The sequence below is a fragment of the Guyparkeria halophila genome (assembly GCF_034479635.1).
GTDB lineage: Bacteria > Pseudomonadota > Gammaproteobacteria > Halothiobacillales > Halothiobacillaceae > Guyparkeria > Guyparkeria halophila.
Genome location: NZ_CP140153.1, coordinates 2,372,163 through 2,392,500 on the forward strand (window position 1 = coordinate 2,372,163; position 20,338 = coordinate 2,392,500).

General features: G+C 57.9%; 18 protein-coding genes and 2 rRNA genes (1 of these 20 running past the window's edge). 13 read left to right on the plus strand and 7 right to left on the minus strand.

The window, feature by feature from the left end; genetic code table 11:
* Window positions 1–210: 210 nt before the first annotated feature.
* The 13 genes from SR882_RS10905 to SR882_RS10965 all read left to right on the plus strand — a co-directional run bounded on the left by SR882_RS10905 (window position 211) and on the right by SR882_RS10965 (window position 12,234).
* Complete coding sequence (locus SR882_RS10905) at window positions 211–669, plus strand: hypothetical protein (protein ID WP_322521253.1); 459 nt, start codon at window positions 211–213, stop codon at window positions 667–669.
* 23 nt (window positions 670–692) lie between these two features.
* Window positions 693–1,178 carry a hypothetical protein gene (locus SR882_RS10910; protein WP_322521254.1) on the plus strand — a complete coding sequence of 162 codons (486 nt, stop codon included), beginning with the start codon at window positions 693–695 and terminating at the stop codon, window positions 1,176–1,178.
* A 1,398-nt stretch (window positions 1,179–2,576) separates the two neighbouring features.
* Complete coding sequence (locus SR882_RS10915) at window positions 2,577–2,843, plus strand: hypothetical protein (protein ID WP_322521255.1); 267 nt, start codon at window positions 2,577–2,579, stop codon at window positions 2,841–2,843.
* A gap of 37 nt (window positions 2,844–2,880) precedes the next feature.
* Entirely contained in the window at window positions 2,881–3,327 is a 447-nt protein-coding gene (locus tag SR882_RS10920; RefSeq protein ID WP_322521256.1) for a hypothetical protein, read from the plus strand.
* Window positions 3,328–3,462: 135 nt separating this feature from the next.
* Window positions 3,463–4,167 (plus strand): outer membrane protein, encoded by a 705-nt coding sequence (locus tag SR882_RS10925; RefSeq protein ID WP_322521257.1) that lies wholly within the window; start codon window positions 3,463–3,465, stop codon window positions 4,165–4,167.
* A 112-nt stretch (window positions 4,168–4,279) separates the two neighbouring features.
* The gene (locus SR882_RS10930; protein ID WP_322521258.1) at window positions 4,280–4,981 is read left to right on the plus strand and encodes a hypothetical protein; all 702 of its coding nucleotides are present in this window, start codon (window positions 4,280–4,282) and stop codon (window positions 4,979–4,981) included.
* A 62-nt stretch (window positions 4,982–5,043) separates the two neighbouring features.
* Window positions 5,044–5,613, plus strand: coding sequence for a hypothetical protein (locus SR882_RS10935; protein ID WP_322521259.1), 570 nt, complete (start codon window positions 5,044–5,046; stop codon window positions 5,611–5,613).
* On the plus strand, window positions 5,610–6,848 hold the full coding sequence (locus SR882_RS10940; protein ID WP_322521260.1) for an AmpG family muropeptide MFS transporter: 1,239 nt from the start codon (window positions 5,610–5,612) through the stop codon (window positions 6,846–6,848). Before SR882_RS10935 ends, SR882_RS10940 begins: the two co-directional genes overlap by 4 nt.
* 189 nt (window positions 6,849–7,037) lie before the next feature.
* Window positions 7,038–7,559, plus strand: a complete 522-nt coding sequence (locus SR882_RS10945) for a hypothetical protein (protein ID WP_322521261.1) — start codon at window positions 7,038–7,040, stop codon at window positions 7,557–7,559.
* 237 nt (window positions 7,560–7,796) lie between these two features.
* On the plus strand, window positions 7,797–8,732 hold the full coding sequence (locus tag SR882_RS10950) for a ProQ/FINO family protein (protein WP_322521262.1): 936 nt from the start codon (window positions 7,797–7,799) through the stop codon (window positions 8,730–8,732).
* Between the two features lie 628 nt (window positions 8,733–9,360).
* A complete protein-coding gene (gene mtgA / locus SR882_RS10955; protein ID WP_322521263.1) occupies window positions 9,361–10,089 on the plus strand; it encodes a monofunctional biosynthetic peptidoglycan transglycosylase in 729 nt (242 codons plus the stop codon).
* Between the two features lie 92 nt (window positions 10,090–10,181).
* Window positions 10,182–11,249, plus strand: a complete 1,068-nt coding sequence (locus SR882_RS10960; RefSeq protein ID WP_322521264.1) for an ATP-binding protein — start codon at window positions 10,182–10,184, stop codon at window positions 11,247–11,249.
* 43 nt (window positions 11,250–11,292) lie between these two features.
* Entirely contained in the window at window positions 11,293–12,234 is a 942-nt protein-coding gene (locus tag SR882_RS10965; protein WP_322521265.1) for a lysylphosphatidylglycerol synthase transmembrane domain-containing protein, read from the plus strand.
* Between the two features lie 29 nt (window positions 12,235–12,263).
* Here the strand turns inward: SR882_RS10965 and SR882_RS10970 are convergent, their stop codons facing one another.
* The 7 genes from SR882_RS10970 to SR882_RS11000 form a co-directional block, all read right to left on the minus strand.
* Window positions 12,264–13,352, minus strand: a complete 1,089-nt coding sequence (locus SR882_RS10970) for a glycosyltransferase family 4 protein (protein WP_322521266.1) — start codon at window positions 13,350–13,352, stop codon at window positions 12,264–12,266.
* Between the two features lie 69 nt (window positions 13,353–13,421).
* Window positions 13,422–14,288: a glycosyltransferase family 2 protein gene (locus tag SR882_RS10975; protein ID WP_322521267.1), complete on the minus strand. Its 867-nt coding sequence runs from the start codon at window positions 14,286–14,288 to the stop codon at window positions 13,422–13,424.
* On the minus strand, window positions 14,285–16,192 hold the full coding sequence (locus SR882_RS10980) for a hypothetical protein (RefSeq protein ID WP_322521268.1): 1,908 nt from the start codon (window positions 16,190–16,192) through the stop codon (window positions 14,285–14,287). Before SR882_RS10980 ends, SR882_RS10975 begins: the two co-directional genes overlap by 4 nt.
* Before the next feature lie 106 nt (window positions 16,193–16,298).
* Window positions 16,299–16,736 carry a pilin gene (locus SR882_RS10985; RefSeq protein ID WP_322522415.1) on the minus strand — a complete coding sequence of 146 codons (438 nt, stop codon included), beginning with the start codon at window positions 16,734–16,736 and terminating at the stop codon, window positions 16,299–16,301.
* A gap of 301 nt (window positions 16,737–17,037) precedes the next feature.
* The gene (locus SR882_RS10990; protein WP_322521269.1) at window positions 17,038–17,316 is read right to left on the minus strand and encodes a ComEA family DNA-binding protein; all 279 of its coding nucleotides are present in this window, start codon (window positions 17,314–17,316) and stop codon (window positions 17,038–17,040) included.
* Between the two features lie 465 nt (window positions 17,317–17,781).
* Window positions 17,782–17,897, minus strand: a 5S ribosomal RNA gene (gene rrf, locus SR882_RS10995).
* A gap of 88 nt (window positions 17,898–17,985) precedes the next feature.
* Window positions 17,986–20,338 (minus strand): 23S ribosomal RNA (locus SR882_RS11000) (it continues 526 nt past the right edge of the window).

Here is a 20,338-nt window from a genome sequence, read left to right on the forward strand (position 1 = left end):
CTGTTCGCTTGAGGTAGACAAAAATTACCCAAACAACAACATCAACCAAGGCATAAATTACGTTCATTATTGCATGCTTAAAGCGGGATACAAGTTTACCAACGCTCCAGGTGGAAGTCCTTACTGCGTCCGAGGAAGCTTTACATGGGATCAAGTGGCCTGCCTTTTCCATAGGGGGAAAATCACACGCAATCATGACGGGACTCTTGAATGGCTGGACGGAACCACTGTACGCCCAGAAAACTTCATGACAAACCAAAAAATCAAAAACAGTCTTGGCCTAATATAGGCTTACCATCCGACCGAGATGAGCGAATCCAACTCAGCAAAGATATTTCGCCGCTAAAGGAAAACGGAGACTTTGCCAAGCAGGCAGTTGCGCTAGGTGTGTTGTCCGCCGCATCAATGCCCCAACGCTTCATGAACATAAATGGCGATGCACCAACCCGAGTGGAGTTGCAGAATCACGCCGATGATTTCTTCGGCTCCATCATCGGCGGCAACCAGGCGACGTACGACCAGCGTCCCGAAGGCAGTAGTCGACTCGAGGAATGGGCTAAAGCATTTGGCGGAGCGCCAACAGTGCATAGCTGTTATGGGAACGGTGCCATTAGCCCCAAGTGCGAGCCGAATTATGGCCCACCTAAAACAAAACAGATCCTTCCCTGAGCACACAAGGAAAGCCAATTTATATGAAATTTCTAAGAGCCATGGCGTTACCTGTCCTTCTGATGGGCTGCACGCCATTCCAACCAGTGCCACCGGAATTTGAGCTTTGGTCAAGACCAGGGGCGTCTTCACTAGATGTGAAGCAGGCCCTGCTTGAATGCGGGAAGCCCTCTCCCCACCCCACTGTCGGCACCTACAAAGCGGCCTTCGACCTGAAGTCGTTGGACTCTCGAACAAACAAATACTTCATAACCGACTTATGCATGGAACAAGCGGGATTCAAACCAAGAGGACGGTGGGCCAAGGAGTATTGTGCTTGGGAACGCTACAAAGACATCGCCGCCTGTAAACCGAATGCCGACGTTCCGAAGCCCACGGTCGAACGCCGCCTCAACAGCTGGTGGTGCCGCATCCATACCGATTATGAATTCTGTCGGGATCGTGCTGTGAATCCGGCAGCCTGCGACCGTAACGATCACAAGCACCTGCCACCCGAGTGCCTGCCCTAATTATTCAACTGTTCAAGGAGCGAACACCCATGCCAAAACCTCTGACCGTTGCGGCTACCATGGTTGGTGTCGCACTAGTGCTGCCCAGCTGCGTAATCACCTACATGGACAAACCGCTCCCATCAAGAACCGAGCTTTGGAAAAAACCGGGCTCAACGGATGCAAAGACAAGGTCAGACATCATCTTCTGCTCCAAAAAAGGGCAGTCCCTCTACCCTAACGCAGACTTCTCTATGTACTTTAGCTACACAGACTACTGCATGCTCAGAAAAGGATATGAGTTCAATAACAACCCATCGGGCCGACCCTGGTGCATAAATGGCGGGGCATTCTGGGGAACCATTGCCTGCCACCACCATCGCGGCGATATAACCCGACAGAAGAGTGGAGAACTGACCTGGAGGAACAACCAAACGGTCGCTCCAGAAGAATTCATGCAAATTAGGTCAGCCCCCCCTCTCCTTAGGAACGCAGGATTTATCTTAAACGCCATAAAAAGCCAAAGAAGATAAATAAAATATTGAACATACTCACTGAAGCGACGAACAAGTTAGTAATATTTGTCTTGACATTTGCCGGTGCGGGGTGCAGCTGGCATCACATTGACGACCCAGCACCCGCTGAACATGAGCGGTGGCGCAGACCAGAGGCAACGATTTACTCAACACAAAATGACCTGCGCGAATGCACGCCAGGGGAAATCACCTCATTCGAACATTTACGCAGAGTAGATGAGTGCATGCTTGGAAAAGGCTACCAATTCATCGACCCCATCCGAGGACGGCGCAAATGCGACACATCGAGAATGATCAAACTCCCGTCATGCCAATCACTGAATGAATGACACCGGAGGGCAGGACAGCTTGTCCTAAAAATCTTTGTCTCATCCCCCTCTTCCGCGTTTCCTTATCCATCTAGGATTGCGGTCACAGCCCAGTTTAAGGAGCGAACCAGCATGCAGTCAGCCGGAACAACACTCCCACTCACATGCACAGTTGCATTAGCAATGAGCGCCGGATGCGGCTTGCAAAATATCGACAAACCATCACCGAGCGAGTACGAGCGTTGGAGCAAATTAGGCGCGTCCACCTCCCAGACAAAACAGGACCTGAAAGTGTGCGGCTACAGAGATGCCACGTGGACCATCGAGCAGCAGCACAGAGTCGACGAATGCATGCTCGAGAAAGGATACAAATTCATCGATGAAGTGAGAGGAATGAGGAGGTGTGATTACAAGCCTTATCAGCCCCTCCCTTCATGCCAGTCATTGAAAAAGTGACATCCGTGAAGCAACGAGGGACGCGACCTAAGCCCCCCCCCGCCTCGCTTTCGGCCGGTTCAGCGTTTGCCTTCCCCACCGAGCATTTCAGTCACTACCCGTTCAAGGAGCGAACGACCATGCCTCAGTCACTGACCCTTGCCGCGCTGCTGATCGGCAGCGCCCTGCTCTCCGGCTGCCTGACCATGTCGGGCAACTACGAAATCCAGCCTTATGACCAAACCGGCAAACGACTGGATCCGAACATCGTCTGGTACGCAGAAGGCCGACACGTCTACACCGTGCGCAACGCCCTGTGCATGTCACATCCGGACGCCACGCTGATCACCATTGATCTCGAAACCGGGGAACAGCATCCCTCGGAGAGCCCGCACCGTTGTCGTTGACCGGCAGCGCTACCCACCGTTCAAAGGAGTGAACCTGATGAAGAAACCACTTGCTTACTTCGCACTCGCCGCGCTCGCCAGCGGCTGCACCACCGCCGGCACCACCCAAGCCAGCCATTCGATGACAGACGACCTGTCGGCCTGCCTGGACCAAGTAAATAGCAAGAAAGACCTATTGCTGGTCGAGGCTACGGTGGCGAACAACCCGCTATCCAACGCGATCGTCAACAGCCTCGCCGGCCAGTCCCCAGCGGCGGAAAAACTGACCGCGGCGTTAAGCAATCGGCAGGGCCGCCCTGTGCTCGTCTTCGGCAGGAATGAAACCAACAACGCGGCCCTGTTGCGAGCGGCACTAAGGCCCCTTCCCGAAGCGACGGCTGGGCGCGAGGTCTGCCTAGCCGCGAGTGGCGCGAAGGCGGACGAGCTTCGCACCCTGGCCGCATCGCGCGGATTCGAGCTTTTCCCCACGCGCCCAGGCAGCTGACACCGCCCCGTACCGCGTCCGACAGGCGACGCGCCTCCCTTTTCCACGGACACGAACCCGGCGCCAAGACATGCCTTCGGCAACTAGGCGGCAGGCGCGCGTGTTCTCCTTAAGCAGTCGATCAAGGAGTGATTGATGAACAAGCAACTGCCACTGGCCGTACTGACGACAATCGGAATCGCGGCCACCAATCCCGCCTTCGCCGCGAGCGACATCTACCTCAAAGGCGGCATCGGCTGGGCACACAACGAGGAGGAATCGGCCACCATCGGCGACCTCGCCGGTCCACCCGACCGAGTGGAAGTCGAATCAGACGACTCGCTCGCCTACCAGCTCGGTGTCGGTTATCGACTGACCAAGTGGCTGGATGCAGAGCTTTCCCTGAGCCATATCGATGGATACGAGTTGAGCGGTCCCTATGAGAATGACGGCAGTCCCACCGGCGAGGTTGGGCGCACCGAGGTGGACACGACCTCGATCATGGTTCTCGGACTCGTGGACCTGGCCGCCGTGCTGGATTCTTCCTGGCCACTCAAGCCGTACGTTGGCGTCGGTGCGGGGTATGCGAGGCACGACCTGGGAAGATTCACCATCACCAATTTCAGCTCGAGAATCGACAGCCACACCAGCAGCGGATTTGCCTGGAAGGCGGTTTTGGGAGCCACCTACCCAGTGGGAGAAAACGTCTCTTTGGATGCCTCTTACGCCTACGCAGACTATGGCGAAGCGGAATCCAGCCTTGATGCATACGAGGGCGGCGGCAATCTCCAGTTGAACTCGCCTCTGACGATCGACATTCACTCTCACGAACTCTCGCTTTCGCTGCGATACCGCCTCTAACCCCGGCGATCACGGAACGAAACACGGCAAGGGCTATTCGCTCGCCCGGACGCGTTCCATGCGCTTCTTACCAAACCTCAACAGCTACTGTCTCAACCCGGACGAGAACAACATGAACACACGGAACGTATTGCCCATCTCTCTGATCGCACTGTCACTGACCGGCTGCGCCACCATGCCCGATCAGCAGGCCACGACCGCTGAAGTGCGCTCGGTCCTGCTCTCCCAACCGGTGACCGTTCAGCCTCTGGAACAGCCAGTGGCGCTGGCCGAGCGCACCAAGGGCCGCGCCGTGGCCAACACGGTCATCGCGAGCATGGCGGCGACCGCGGCCGCCAATGTGGGCGGCGCCAACACGTTGCAGGGCATGCAGGCCAACCAGACCATCGCGTCCGAATTGGGTACGCAGATGGCACGCACCCTGCCCGAGGCCGAGCTGATCAAGGCGGGCACCGGCATCGATCGGGCGCTGGCCCACCGCCTGGCCCGATACTTCGAACCGGATGAATCGTCGCCCACCGGCGACGGGATCGTCATCGAGGTGGCTGCCGCGAAATGGGAACTGGGCTACGAGTCATTTCTCACCAGCAGCGACTATCGGCTGGACTACGACATCGACGTTCGCGTGACCAAATCGGCCACGCCGGATCAACCCACTCGCCGCCTGAAGACGATCGACTGCTCCGGCACCTTCGACCGAAAGATGCCCATCGACCAATGGCGCGCGGACGACTATCTGGAGGTCGACACGGCGGCTCACGACATCGTCGACCACTGCTACGAACTCGCACTCGCAGAGATGGGCATGACCTGACCTCCGGGCGGAGCCCGCCAAGCCGGAAACGAGCGGCGGGACTCGTGGCACAATGCCCGCCCATGTCCGCCAGCCAATCCATCAAACCCGGTTTCACGCCGCCGCCCGACGATGTCGTTATCGACGAGGCGGCGGTTTTGCGTCTGTCGGATCTGCCGAACGGCGCGCTGGATCGGTTGGTCGCGCGATACGCGCTGTCACTGGCTTGGGTGGCGCTGGGCGAGTCCATCCCGGGCAGCTTCTGGGGCGACGACGAGGCGGGGATCATCGGCGAGACGTTGCAGGTGCGCCCCGACACGGCCGTGCATTCGGCCTTGCACGAATTCGCGCACATCGTGTGCATGGACCCGTCACGCCGGGCCCAAGCGCATACCGATGCCGGCAGCGGTGACGGGGAGGAGGAAGCAGTCTGCTATCTGCAGATCCTGATGGCCGATCACCTCGAGGGCTTCGACCGCGAGCGCGCGCTGGCCGACATGCAGGCCTGGGGCTACACCTTCCGGGTCGGCTCGCCGGCGGACTGGTTCGCGGCCGATGCCAATCGGGCGAGCGACTGGTTGCTCGCCGAGGGATTGGTACTGCGCGGCGATCACGGGCTTGAACCGACCTTCCATCCGCGAGGCACGGCATGAGCACTCGCCTGCAACGCATGCACGCGGTGGCCTCCTCGCCCAAGCAGCTGGCCGTGCTGTTCCTGGGCTTCGCCTCGGGCCTACCCTTGCTGCTGACCTCCGGCACGCTGCAGGCCTGGCTGACGATGGAGGACATCGACCTCAAGACCATCGGCCTGTTCGCGCTGGTCGGCCTGCCCTACACATTGAAGTTCCTGTGGGCGCCCATCCTCGACCGCTTCGCGGTGGGCCATTTCGCCCGCCGGCGCGGCTGGATGCTGCTGACCCAGGCGCTGATCGCCGCGGGGTTGCTGGGCCTGGCGGTGAGTGATGCGCAGACGCAGATCTGGCAGATCGCGATCTTCGCCCTGATGGTCGCCTTCCTCTCGGCCACCCAGGACATCGCCATCGACGCCTGGCGCACCGACACGCTCGATGCCCCGGAGCGTGGCCTGGGCGCCGCGGTGTTCGTCATGGCCTACCGCATCGGCATGCTGGTCGCCGGTTCGGCCGCGCTGGTGATGGGCGATCACATCGGCTGGCCGCTGACCTACGCCATCATGGCCATGCTGATGGGCGTGGGGCTGGTCACGGCCTGGTTCGCGCCGGAGAAGGACACGCGCGAGCTTGCCCCGCGGACGATACGCGAGGCAGTAGTCGGACCGATGAAGGCCTTCTTCTCGCGCCCGGAGGCCTGGACGCTGATCCTGCTGGTCATCCTTTACAAGTTCGGCGATGCCTTCGCCGGAACCCTGACCACCGCCTTTTTGATCCGCGGCGCGGGCTTTACCGCCACGGACGTCGGCCTGATCAACAACGGCGCCGGGCTGATCGTGACCATCATCGGCGGGCTGTTCGGCGGGCTGTGGATGATCAAGCTGGGCCTGTTCCGCGCGCTGATGCTGTTCGGCGTGTTGCAGGCGATCACCAATCTCGGCTACGCCTGGCTGTACGAATGGAACAGCTACGGGCTGATGGTGGCGGTGATCTCGCTGGAGAACTTCGCCGGCGGGCTGGGTACGGCGGCCTTCGTCGCGCTGCTGATGGCGCTGTGTGACAAGGAATACTCGGCCACGCAGTACGCCCTACTCTCGGCGATCGCCGCGCTGGGGCGCATCTACCTCGGGCCGACGGCCGGTTTCATCGTCGAGGCGGTCGACTGGAGCATCTTCTTCATCCTCACCTTCCTCGCCGCCCTGCCCGGGCTGTGGCTGCTGTGGCGCGCACGGCACACGATTCATCGGCTCGACCAGTGACAAACCCGACCAGAGCCTGGGCCGCGGAGTTGCACTCCGCGCTTCGGCGAGTACAACTCGCCGCTCCAGCCTTGCTGCCAAAAACGAACCGAACACCGAGTTGTGGGTCTAGAGAATCTCTGCGCGAAAATTCGCGCAGAGGTTCCTTGAAACCACGATCCATCTAACGCCTCCCCGCAAGAGATTCCCATGATTCACCGCATCCTCACCGCAATGCTCGCTACCGGCACCGCCCTGCTGATCGGTCAGGCGTCGGCCATGGCCCAGCCTCCCGAGCACGCCGGCAAACCCGGCCAGCCGCCGGGTAGCGCCCAGCAAGGCGGGCCGGATCGCCACAGCATGGCCAATCCGCCGGAACGCCAGGCCGAGCGGGAACGCCACACATCGCGCTACCACATCTCCACCCGCGAACGGATGTATATCCGCGACTGGTATCAGCGCAACCTGCCGCCGGGACTCGCCAAGCAGGGCAAGGTGCCGCCGGGACTCGCCAAGCAGGGCAAGGTGCCGCCCGGGCATGCCAAGCGCCTGCAACGCGGCTCGACCTGGCCGCCACGCGACATCGAATACGAACGCCTGCCGCGCGAGCTGGTGCGCAACCTCTCGCCGCTGCCGGATCACATGCGCTACTACCGCGTGGGGCCCGACGTGGTGATCGCCGACACCGCGGGGAACGTGGTCAGCGACATCGTCTACGACATCCTCAACTGAATCCGACACGGCCTGCCGCGCGGCCGGTCGAACACCACCGCCTGCCGGCCGAGCCGGCGCGTGATCGCCGACATGGCCGGCAAGGTTGTCAGTGATGTGGTTTACGGCGTGCTAAACCGTTAACATTTCGACTTTCGGGGCGTTCCCCTCGCCAAGGCGAGCGGGTCGACGCCCTGCCCCGACCGGCGAGGCACCCCTGCGCCGGTCTTGTTTTATTTGAGCCAGACCGATCGAGACATGAGCGCAGACGACCAGAACGCGAACCGGGCCGACAAGGCGACCGTGGAAGACAAGGCCACCGACGAGGCCCCGCGGGCCGACGAGGCGGCAACCGAGTCCACGCAAGCGACCGGCGCCACATCGGTCGGGGACGATGGCGAGACCAGCGGCCCGACACCGGAGGCCAGCGGCAAGGACGACCCGGGCGAAGCCACCCAGGCGGGTGCCGCCGAGACCGGCGAGCAGGCCACCGAGAAATCGGCAACGGAGTCGACCGCCGAGCCGAGCCCGGAAACGGCTAACGAGGCAACACCCGCCCAGGCCAACCAGCCGAAGAAACCGCGCGTCCATCCGCGCGAGGCGATCAAGCAGTTCGCCGCAGCCTGGCCGGAGGCGTTCTCGAACGATCCCAAGGCGGTCAAGCCGCTGGCGATCGGCATCCTCCAGCAGATCCTCGCCGACCGCCCCGCCGAGCTCGACGGCCTGAACTCCAAGGCGATTCGCGCGGCGATGAAGTTCTACACCTCGCGGCTGTCGTACCACATCGCCATGAAAAACGCCGAGCACCGGGTCGACCTCAAGGGCGAACCCGCCGAGTCCGTCGACGACAAGGCCCGCAGTCACGCCGAGGAACAGATCAAGGCGATTCACGCCCAGCGCGACGCCAAGCGCGCCGAGCAGGGCGAGAGCGAGGAAGGTGGCGAGAAAAAACCGCGCCGTCCGCGCCAGCCGGGTAGCAAGGCGGGCGGCAAGCCGGCCGGCGAACGCAAAGGCGCGAAAGGCGCGCCACGCGGCGAAGGGAACAAGCGTCGCGGCGACCGCCGCCCGAACAAGGGCACCGACCAGCGCCAGGCCGGGAAGGAAAACCAGCCCGACCCCGCGCTCAAGAACATGAGCATGGAAGAAAAGCTCGACCGCCTCGCCCAGCGATTCGGCCAAGACGGCGCAAAATAAGCACGACGACACCTCTGGACGACCGTAGGAGCGCCTTCAGGCGCGATAGCCGAGCCACGCACCCGGCCTGATTTGCGCGCCACACAAGCCGCCATGGCCGGATGGAAATGGGGCGGAGCCTTCTCTTCATAGAAGCGAGACGTCCTCCCGAAGGTCGTCGTCGCAACTGCCCTACTCTCATCCGTTCAAGCGGATGATTTCCACCACACCGCGCGAATCCGGCACACCGGGGCCCCTGCGCCTTGCCTCGTCACCGCTGGCTTGCCGGGTCGAAGCGACAGGGAGGTCGCTCCGAGGTTCGCGCGACACGACGTCGCGTCGAACCGGGCCCGACAGCAAGCCAGTGGTGACCAGGGAAGCCCGAAGGGCCAAGGCGCCGGGGTGTCCTTGTCTTTGGGTACTTTCTATTGGACAAGCAATAGAAAGTACCTCGGGCGTTGCCACCGTTGCGGAAACGGAGTCGAGCGCCGTCACAAACGCCCGAAACCGATACCACGTTCATAGCAAGGTGCCGCAACTCGCCGCTCTAATGGCAAATGGCAAATGGCAAACGCAGGCAATCAGACATATTTGCGCCTGATGGCATCTGAGCTCTGACTTTCGAATCGCCAGTCACCCGCTGAGACCGATGCACCAACGCAAGAAAACCACAAAAAACCGCCCCATCCGTCGCTGGTTCTGGCGACTGATCGGATTGGCGCTGCTCGCCTTCCTGCTGGTCCAACTGTGGTTCTTTGTCCAGGTCTGGCACCTGCGGGACCACAACCCCGAGACCACCGCCTTCATGCGCGAGCGCCTGGAGATGCTCCAGGGCATTCGCCCCGACATCACCGCCCAACAGATCTACGTCCCGTATGAATCCATCAGCCCGGCCGCCCGCCGCGCCGTGGTCGCCTCCGAGGACGACCGCTTCATGGACCATTGGGGCATCGACGTCGTGGGCCTGCGCCACGCGATGGAACGCAACCTCGAAGCCGGCGAAATCGTCGCCGGCGGCTCGACCATCACCCAGCAACTGGCCAAGAACCTGTTCCTCTCCGCCGACCAGTCCCTTTGGCGCAAGGGCCAGGAAGCGATCATCGCCCTGATGCTGGAAGCCACGCTGGGCAAGCGCCGCATCCTCGAGCTCTACCTGAACTACGCCGAATGGGGCAACCTCCTGTACGGCATCGAGGCCGCCGCCCGCCACTACCACGGCAAGTCCGCAGGCCAGTTAGGCAAGCGTGAAGCCGCCCAACTCGCCGCCATGCTGCCCAATCCGCGCTTCTACCAGGACAACCGCAGCGCGCGCGGGCTGCAAGTGAGAACCAAGGCGGTGCTCGGCCGGATGGAGTATTCACGGACACCTCCCCTTTGAACGAAGACTAAGCCATAAGCGGCTCCGCCTTTGCCAACCCAACAGCTCGTGTAAGCTTGATCCACCTCCCTTAAAAACAAACGGAGCAGACGGTGACGAAGGACAACAACCCAGCGGGATCGCACTCCGACTTGCCCTATCAAAAAACTTTGATACCAGGGGTTCTATCGATCCATAGCTCCTTCAAGAAACTGACCGGATTTCCTCTATGCACCAAACTAGAGGAACGTCCCAACTCGACACTCGACCAGCCATTCGCGCCGATTCAGGTCGCAGTAGTTCAACAAGACAAGAACACCAACCCGACTCCCTCCGGGAAAGAATATAAGGCCGATGGCCTATCGACCCACATACGAACCCCTTTCGGGCGCCTATTCAGCCTAGACGCCGAGTTCCTCAAGAAAGAGGGCGCGCCCCCTACTATTGCCGTTAACTCCGCGTACAAACGTCTCGCCAATCTCACTGTCGGGAATGTCTCGTCCTTGGGTTGGCTTGCGAGAGACTTGGTCAACATCGCGCTGCTTGAACGTGGCTACGCACTCCTCCATGCGGCAGCTCTCACTTTTAAGGGCCGAACAATCTTGCTTGTTGGGCTATCGAATACTGGCAAAACGACCACTGCTCTAAAGTTCGCCCAGAACCTGGGTGCGAAATTATACGGGGATGATCTAGTCGCAACTGATGGCAGGCAGCTTTTCCCCTGCCCCCATACCGCCCTGAACATACCAACAAACTCAACACCAGGGCTCTTGGCCAAAACGACACAACTCGCGCGAACAATAATACCTTTCTACGAAAACTTTGGGCCCGAGAAAAGGCACACCATCGAGCATTTCGTAGGAAGAAACGCCATCGCATCTCCCAGCCCCTGCTCAGACATTGTTTTTTTAAAACGGTCAGCCAACCAAAGGACCGAATTAATAGAAAAAAATTCCGCGACAGCCCAACTATCCTCATCAAATCGCGTTGAATTTACATATTACGACAACCCATTAATCAATGCCCATGATTTTCTCCACAACCAGAACAACATCCCCGACGCCGAACAGGCAGAACTACGAGTAATCGGACAGCTAGTCGACCAATCGCGGAATATTCTGATAAAAGGGCAGCCCAGCTATTTCGAAGCCGAGCTAAAAAAAATACTGATGGATGAGTAAGGTCCTCTTGACCCCACGGCCGCACACTTCCCGAACTTACCATATGAACACGTCACGCCTGCTACGTTGGAAGTCATTGGTCGGCTGGTCGGCCTTCGCGGCCACTCTCTACGTCGCGTTCAGAATCATAGAAATCGACAAGCTACTAGCCGCCACAAAAGAAGCCACGGCTACCACACTCGCACTAATTGTCGCGTCCTTCGTCCTAATGCGGATCGCGCAGGCGTATGCGTTAAAAACCAGTCTATCAATCAGCCAAAACAGAATAAGCTCCTTCGGGGCGCTCGACCTAATTGGCACAAAAGGCCTGTTCAACCTAGGCATGTCCGGAGCTGGCGTTTTGGCTCAAGGCGCACGAGCCAAGGAAGAGTTCGGAATCCCGTACCGGAATTTCGCGGCGGCGGCATTGACGGAAACCCTGAGTATGATTTTTGTCCTTGGCGCTTTGCTGACTGCACTAGCCACCTTTGGGGCGATCGAGGCATGGCGCGCCACAGCAATAGCCCTTGGTTCAGGCGCCGCGCTAGCGCCTATATTATTACTTTCCATATGGCATTACTATCCAAAGCTGACACGCAACTACATCCCTTTCATAAACCGCCACAACGCCCCTCTTGGCACGGGAGAAAACGTAGCGATAAAACTGGCAACTCTCGCAACACTTCAGCTTGTATTCATTCTCACGAGAGTCGCCCGTTTCGGCTTAATTGCGCTGACACTGGATGCTTCCATTCCATCCTCCCAAATAGTTACAGCACTAGTGATCGGCGACTTCGCCACCCTAGTACCGTTAACTCCCGGCGGCGTAGGAATACGAGAGTTAACTATTGGCGCGATTGGGAATTCGTTCGGCACAGCCGACATATTGCTGGCCGCCGCAATAATCGACCGTCTAGTCAGCGTAGCTTTGAATACGGCGCACGGCGCTGTCACCGTCAGCACGAGAGGCTTGATGAATTACTTCGCAGACAGAGGGTCAAGATGACATCCTGACCTCTCCATAGGTGACTCACGCTATTTGGTGAGGATAGAGCGCAAGCCTATACCGAACTGCTTCCATGAGCGCTGCTGCGCAAACTGGACACAGCTTTGGGTTAAAACCGAATCCTTCATGCGCAGCGCCTCCAGCACCCGGAGAGTGAACTCCATGTAATCCCCCGGTTCAACAAGCAAACCACAAGAGCCGGGGGCTACGGAATCCAGCAAACCGCCAACACCAAACCCCACAGTAGGGAGGCCATGCGCGGCGGCCTCGAGCGGGACCATGCCAAACCCCTCAATCTCAACCTCGTCATCGTTCTGCGCAGCAAACACCAGCACGTTCGCGGAAAAATATGCCGCACTGATGTCCGGGTCACGGTATTTCTTTTCTCCGCAGAAGACAACGTTATCTACCAGGTGGTTTCTTGCGACGGCTTCTTCCACTTGCTCCGCGTAGTTTGTCGCGCCCCCAAGCCCCTTGGTCGCGGCGCCCCCAATCACCACGAGCTTGGCATTCGGCATCTCTTTGATTACGGCGGGAAGGACGTTTTCGACAAAAGGCAGCAGGCCCTTTCCTTTCGTAAACCTGCCCACATAGAGCATGAGAGGGTGGCTACCCAGTTGATACGCAGCCCGGAACCTAGATTCCACTGGCGCATGTTCGTCAGGTTCAGGCAAAGAGACGCCTGGATTAAGCACACGAATCCGCGAAGGGTTCACGCCGCTACGCGTTGCAACATCCGCAATAAAGCGACTGTTCGCAATGACTACATCACATCGCCGTATGAAGGGTAACCAGATTGCGCGATAGACAGGATTCTTGGTCTTAATATCGAGCCCGTGCAGGTAAACCGCTGACCGCGCTGAGACCAGTTTTGAACAAATCCAGGCCGAGGGAGCAGTGAGGCCGTTAGCCGCGATCACAGAGGCTGGGCGCAACTTCAATGAAGTCCATATTGAAAGGACGAACGCGCGGAGAAGAAACCAAGGGAGTGGTGCAGGTGGCGCCTCCACAACATCGATCCCCTCAGGCGCTTCAGATGAAGCCCCTGTCGGCCCTATTACGGTTACACGATATGCATGCTTGAGCTCATCCACCATGTGCCATGTGAGGGTTTCCATGCCCCCCACCAAGGGTGGCAGGTTCCGCGTAATCAGAAGCAAAGATGGGCGCTCATCGTTACAGATAGGTTAGCGCTCCCTCTTATACATCAACTGCGTTATCTGCTCGGACACGAGCCCTATCAGAAAGATGGTTACAGAGGCGGACCACAGAAACACCGTGATACTCGAAAGTCGGTGATCCACGGTGAAGGTGTACCCGTAGTAGCCCAAGCCCAGCAGGAAATGTGCGAAGGCAATCGGCAAGAAGAGTTTCAGGGGCGAGTAGAGCGTGCCGATCTTGAAGATGATCAGCAGAAAACGGATGCCGTCGCGCACGAGACGGATGTGGCTCTTGCCGATGCGCTTTCCCGCGACGATCGGTTCGTAGGCCACCGGGTAGCCCGCGCGGAAGAAGGCCATGGTCGTGGTGGTGGGATAAGAGAAGCCGTTGGGCAGCAGGTGCAGGAATTCCCGGAACTTGTCGGCCTTGACGGCCCGAAAGCCCGAGGTGAGATCCTGCACGCGCTGCCCGACCATCCAGGAGGCCAACCGGTTGTAGAAACGGTTGGCCAGCCCGCGGCCGACACTCGCCTGGGAGTCATTGCTGCGCGCCCCAACGACCATGTCGAAGCCCCGGCCCAGCCTTTCAAGCAGGCGGGGAATGTCGGCCGGGTCGTGTTGGCCGTCAGCATCCATGAAGACGATCACCTCACCGGTCGCATGCCGCGCCCCTGTCTTGATGGCCGCGCCGTTGCCCATGCTGTACGGGTGACTGATGACGGCGGCACCAAACGCCTTCGCCATCGAAGCCGTATCGTCTTCCGAGCCATCATCGATGACCAGCACCTCGGCATCCGCCAATCGCGACCGGATGCCCTCAACCGTGGCGCCGACGGCGCCGGCCTCGTTTTTGGCGGGAAGCACGACCGACAGTGCCGGAGAATCCTTCCTCATGTCTCGGCACCTTGTTGAGCGCGCGTAGCCCTTAGTTTCTGCTCTACTTTTTTCAATGCGCTAGACCACTTGATCCTTGAAAGAAAACCATGAGGCGGAGCTTCCTCGGCCTCTTCAATAAATTGAAATGCCTCTGAGTACAAACCGGCACTAATCAGGATATCAACAACAAAATAGACAGTATTTATATTTGGATAGGCATCAAATGCCTCTTCAAGATGACTCATGGTGAGACCGAGATCGCGCGCGGCAACCCCTTCTTCCGCCAAGAAGATATGCAGATTATGTCGGGTCACAGGTCGCTGCCCGAACTGAGGGTTCAACAAGAGAGAGCGAGCCATGTCGAATAGATCATCCCTCGACACAGCAGAGCACTTGTCATAGATCTCATTTCTGTCCATGAACGAAAGCGTTTCGTACACGCCATGGTTGAAGCTCGCATCTTTCGCGTCTTTATACATCTCTCTCCACAAACCGGGCCTACTCTTCTTTGGGCTGATCAGGCATGTTGCGTACACATCCTGCAACCTTAAACCGAGATGGGCGGGATTATCGCGAGCCACTTCTTTAATGATCTTTGCAGCAGCCACATAATAACCTTGCTCTTGAAGCCTTCCGGCCAAATATTGAGATGATCGCACAGATTCCGGCCTTTCTATATGCCAAATCTCTGCGGCAAGTGCGGGACGCCCCCACAGCGATGTGGTGCTAAGAAGAATCATCAAAATAGATAAGTAATATGACAAGCCTCCAAACACAGCCAGCCTTGGGTGTTTTTTACCCACCAAGAAAATAGCTGCCGCGATGGCGTAGGTTAACCCAACGGCTGGCACATAGTTCCGGTGTTCAAAATACATCTCGAGAGAGATCGTGGATGATTCCAGCGCATGGCCGACTAAAAACCAAAGAACACCTAAGGCGATTACCGGAAACAAACGCCTAAGCCAAATTGCAGCCACAGCCACAAGCATCCAGGCAGCGAGCGCGGGGCCCCAAAACACCGGACTCACTAGCGTGTAATCGTCATGAAAGGGCGAAAAACAGCCTGGCGTTGGCAAAAGAGCGCACTTAACATATTCCCATAACACTACCTGCTGTGTGAGTAGGCGCTCCCACCCGTCAAACCCTCTAGTCTTCACCACGCTCTCTGGATACCACAACGAGGAAACCACCAGATACATAAGGACCACAGAAGGCAAGCCGAAAAATAAAATCTTCCAACTTAGCCACAGCCTCCGACTCAACCGAGTGGGGCCAGTAAAAAGGAGCATTTCAAGCAAAAAGACGAACACAAACAGCAACGCGCCGTTTTCCTTGCTCAAAACGGAAAGCGCACCAAAGACGAGCAAAGACAGAGTCATCCCAACCAAGGCAGGATAAGGGCGTGTCTCGATATGAGCGCGAGCCTTTAAGTAACCTATCAACCCCAAAAATAAAAAAAGCGCAGACAACGTGGTCATACGCTGCACGACCATCAACGAACTACTGGCAAGAATAGGCAAAGAAACCCAGAGAACACCGGCAACCGCCGCCACCATCACAGCCCTAGATTCAGGCTGTTCACGCATTCGCTCCGAAAGCAGCACAAACCAAGTGACCAAAAGACCGTTAAGAATATGGATCAACACGTTCCAGTAAAGGAATACGCTAGGATCTACCGGCCACGCGTAATGCTGTGGAAAAAAGGTTGCGAGCGTCATAGGGCGCCCGAGCGGCCCGGCCGTTCCACCGGTCACGAACCCAAACAAACTTAGCCCGTCTGCCACAAACCTGAGCGGGGCTAGATTATGGAAGTCGTCAAAATGGAAAGATCCTGTGAGTGCCAGACGGTACGCCGCCCACACAATAGTAAGGGAGGCAGCCATGACCCCCGCGAGGAATAAAATTTTCGTACGATCCATCATCAACTTTAAGCACACCAGTCGGCGGAATTGAAAGGAGTGCCCCACGAAAGGTCAAAAAAAAGCCCGGACCGAATAGGTCCGAGCTTTGTCCGTGAGTTACTCGCCCTTATCGGCAGCTAGACGGAAGGTACTTAGTCGCAACCGAGCCACCGCACTCCCAAGAGATGCTCCCACCCTCGTCAGTACCAGTCAGAGTAAGATTACTGCCAGTAATTTCTCCATTTGCGCCAGAACCGAAGGTTGCGGTGATTAGACCATTAGTGCCATCGGTCGAGACCGCTACACCCGAAACATACTCGCCTACAATCTCGTTCGAAGGAGAAACACCTGCCGCGCTGTTGTCTGTCGGCCAGTCTCCAGTTGTCTGGAACGACTCAGACATCGCAGTTCTAACACCAGATGCTAGGCTCATGCCCTCGGAGACTTGAGCGCGGATGGTGTAATCCTGATATGCCGGGATCGCAATCGCCGCGAGGATACCGATGATCGCGACAACGATCATCAGCTCGATCAGGGTGAAACCCTTCTGAGCTTGCTTCTTCATATTCATCATCTTGGATGTCTCCTTTGGAGGGTTGATCAACCAGGCCTCCTGGCCCGTTACGCATCTTACATGAAGCACGCCTCGTGCCAGCATTTTCGCCCCCCCCCCCAGGACCGCTGCGCCCGATACGGGCTGGCATCAACGGACAATTTGCCGTTAAATATCGACCGCGCGAGATCTGCTCCATGTCATGAATTGACACTGATCTCCACAATACGCGGTAACTGGAACCGAAGTTCCGTGGAACCAAAAAAGCCCCGGCATTAGCCGAGGCTCTCACCTCACATCCGTGTGAAGCGTCTTACTTGCCGATCGCGACCTCGCTCTCGATGGCCGCGACGGTCTTTTCACCAATGCCCTGCACGTCGGCAAGCTGATCGACCGATTCGAAGCGTCCCTGCTCCGAGCGGTACTCGACAATGCGCTCGGCGTAGACCGGACCGATGCCCTTGAGGGTCTCGAGCTCTGCTGCCGATGCCTGGTTGATATTCAGGGGTTCGGCGGCGAACGCCGGCGCGGTGAACAACAACGCGGCGCCGATGGCGGCCGCGCGTACGGAATGGGTGAGTCCTTTCATCATCCTACCTCCTTGTACACTTAGGATGGTTGTACCTTACGCGGTGAGTTCCCTGGTGAATATAAGCATATTCCGAATATGCTGTAGGACTTGACGGTTTCGAGTGTAGGAATACGCCTACAACACGGTTTGAACATGGATGAACAGAGCGGGGAATGTGTTTGGCATGTCAGTCCGGCTTCTCGGCCGGACTGTTGGGCTGAAGCCCAACCTACGACACCACACGACGGGATCGGCGCATGCAACGAGAAACCCCCGTCCGGCGAGTGCCGTGACGGGGGTTTTCAAATGGGGAGCCTGGCGTTGACCGACTTTCACATGGGGGTGAACGAGGACCGGCTGTCCGGTGGACAGCCGCAGCCGACGTGAACGCCGCAGCCGAAGGGCTGCGGCCGAGAGCCCGAAAGGGCTTCCCCAGCACGAAGAAGCCCCCGCAACCTGACGGTTACGGGGGCCTCAAAATGGGGAGCCTGGCGTTGACCTACTTTCACATGGGGAAGCCCCACACTATCATCGGCGATGCGGCGTTTCACTGCTGTGTTCGGGATGGGAACAGGTGGTTCCACCGCTCTATGGACGCCAGGCAAAGGGGTAACCGACCAGCCGTTGGCTGATCGGCAGTAAAGTGAATGCGGTTGTACGGGGTATCCGTGTGTGTCGCTTTGGCGTTATATGGTCAAGCCGCACGGGTAATTAGTACGGGTTAGCTGCATGCATTACTGCACTTCCACATCCCGCCTATCAACGTGGTGGTCTTCCACGGCCCTACAGGGGACTCGAAGTCCCGGGGAGATCTCATCTTGGGGTTGGCTTCCCGCTTAGATGCTTTCAGCGGTTATCCAATCCGAACTTAGCTACCCGGCAGTGCCACTGGCGTGACAACCGGAACACCAGAGGTTCGTCCATCCCGGTCCTCTCGTACTAAGGACAGATTCCCTCAAATCTCCAACGCCCACGGCAGATAGGGACCGAACTGTCTCACGACGTTCTGAACCCAGCTCGCGTACCACTTTAAATGGCGAACAGCCATACCCTTGGGACCTGCTTCAGCCCCAGGATGTGATGAGCCGACATCGAGGTGCCAAACACTGCCGTCGATATGGACTCTTGGGCAGTATCAGCCTGTTATCCCCGGAGTACCTTTTATCCGTTGAGCGATGGCCCTTCCATACAGAACCACCGGATCACTAGAACCGTCTTTCGACCCTGTTCGACGTGTCTGTCTCACAGTCAAGCTGGCTTATGCTCTTGCACTAACCGCACGATTTCCGACCGTGCTTAGCCAACCTTCGTGCTCCTCTGTTACGCTTTCGGAGGAGACCGCCCCAGTCAAACTACCCACCATGCACGGTTCCCGATCCGGATAACGGACCTGGGTTAGAACACCAAACATACCAGGGTGGTATTTCAAGGTTGGCTCCACCAGAACTGGCGTCCTGGTTTCGAAGCCTCCCACCTATCCTACACAAGTAGGTTCAGTATTCAGTGCAAAGCTGTAGTAAAGGTTCACGGGGTCTTTCCGTCTTGCCGCGGGTACACTGCATCTTCACAGCGATTTCAATTTCACTGAGTCTCGGGTGGAGACAGCGCCGCCATCGTTACGCCATTCGTGCAGGTCGGAACTTACCCGACAAGGAATTTCGCTACCTTAGGACCGTTATAGTTACGGCCGCCGTTTACCGGGGCTTCGATCAAGGGCTTCTCCGAAGATAACCCCATCAATTAACCTTCCGGCACCGGGCAGGCGTCACACCCTATACGTCCTCTTTCGAGTTTGCAGAGTGCTGTGTTTTTGATAAACAGTCGCAGCGGCCTGGTCACTGCAACCCCCTTCGGCTTACGGAGCAAGTCCGATCACCTAACGGGGGCGCACCTTCTCCCGAAGTTACGGTGCTATTTTGCCTAGTTCCTTCACCCGAGTTCTCTCAACGCCTTGGAATTCTCATCCAGTCCACCTGTGTTGGTTTAGGGTACGGTCAACCGTTATCTGAAGCTTAGAGGCTTTTCCTGGAAGCATGGCATCAACCACTTCGTTCCCTTGGGAACTCGTCGTCACCTCTCGGTGTTGATCTCCCGGATTTGCCTAAGAGATCCACCTACAGGCTTAAACCGGACACCAACTGCCGGCTGGCCTAGCCTTCTCCGTCCCCCCATCGCAATAACGGTCGGTGCAGGAATATTAACCTGCTTCCCATCGACTACGCTTCTCAGCCTCGCCTTAGGGGCCGACTCACCCTGCGCCGATTGGCGTTGCGCAGGAAACCTTGGACTTTCGGCGTACGAGGTTTTCACTCGTATTATCGTTACTCATGTCAGCATTCGCACTTCCGATACCTCCAGCAGACCTCACAGTCCACCTTCAACGGCCTACGGAACGCTCCTCTACCATGCCTTACGGCATCCGCAGCTTCGGCAGTGTGCTTGAGCCCCGGTAAATCTTCCGCGCAGGCCGACTTGACCAGTGAGCTATTACGCTTTCTTTAAAGGATGGCTGCTTCTAAGCCAACCTCCTGGCTGTCTCTGCCTTCCCACATCGTTTCCCACTTAGCACACATTTGGGGGCCTTAGCTGGCGGTCTGGGTTGTTTCCCTCTCCACAATGGACGTTAGCACCCACTGTGTGTCTCCCATGATTGCACTTCTCGGTATTCGGAGTTTGCCATGGTTTGGTAAGTCGGGATGACCCCCTAGCCATAACAGTGCTCTACCCCCGAGAGTGAGACATGAGGCGCTACCTAAATAGCTTTCGAGGAGAACCAGCTATCTCCGGGCTTGATTAGCCTTTCACTCCGACCCACAGCTCATCTCCTAATTTTTCAACATTAGTGAGTTCGGGCCTCCAGTCAGTATTACCTGACCTTCACCCTGGCCATGGGTAGATCGCGCCGGTTTCGGGTCTACTAACCGCGACTGAACGCCCTGTTCAGACTCGCTTTCGCTACGCCTCCCCTACTCGGTTAAGCTTGCCACGATTAGTAAGTCGCTGACCCATTATACAAAAGGTACGCAGTCACAGAACAAGTCTG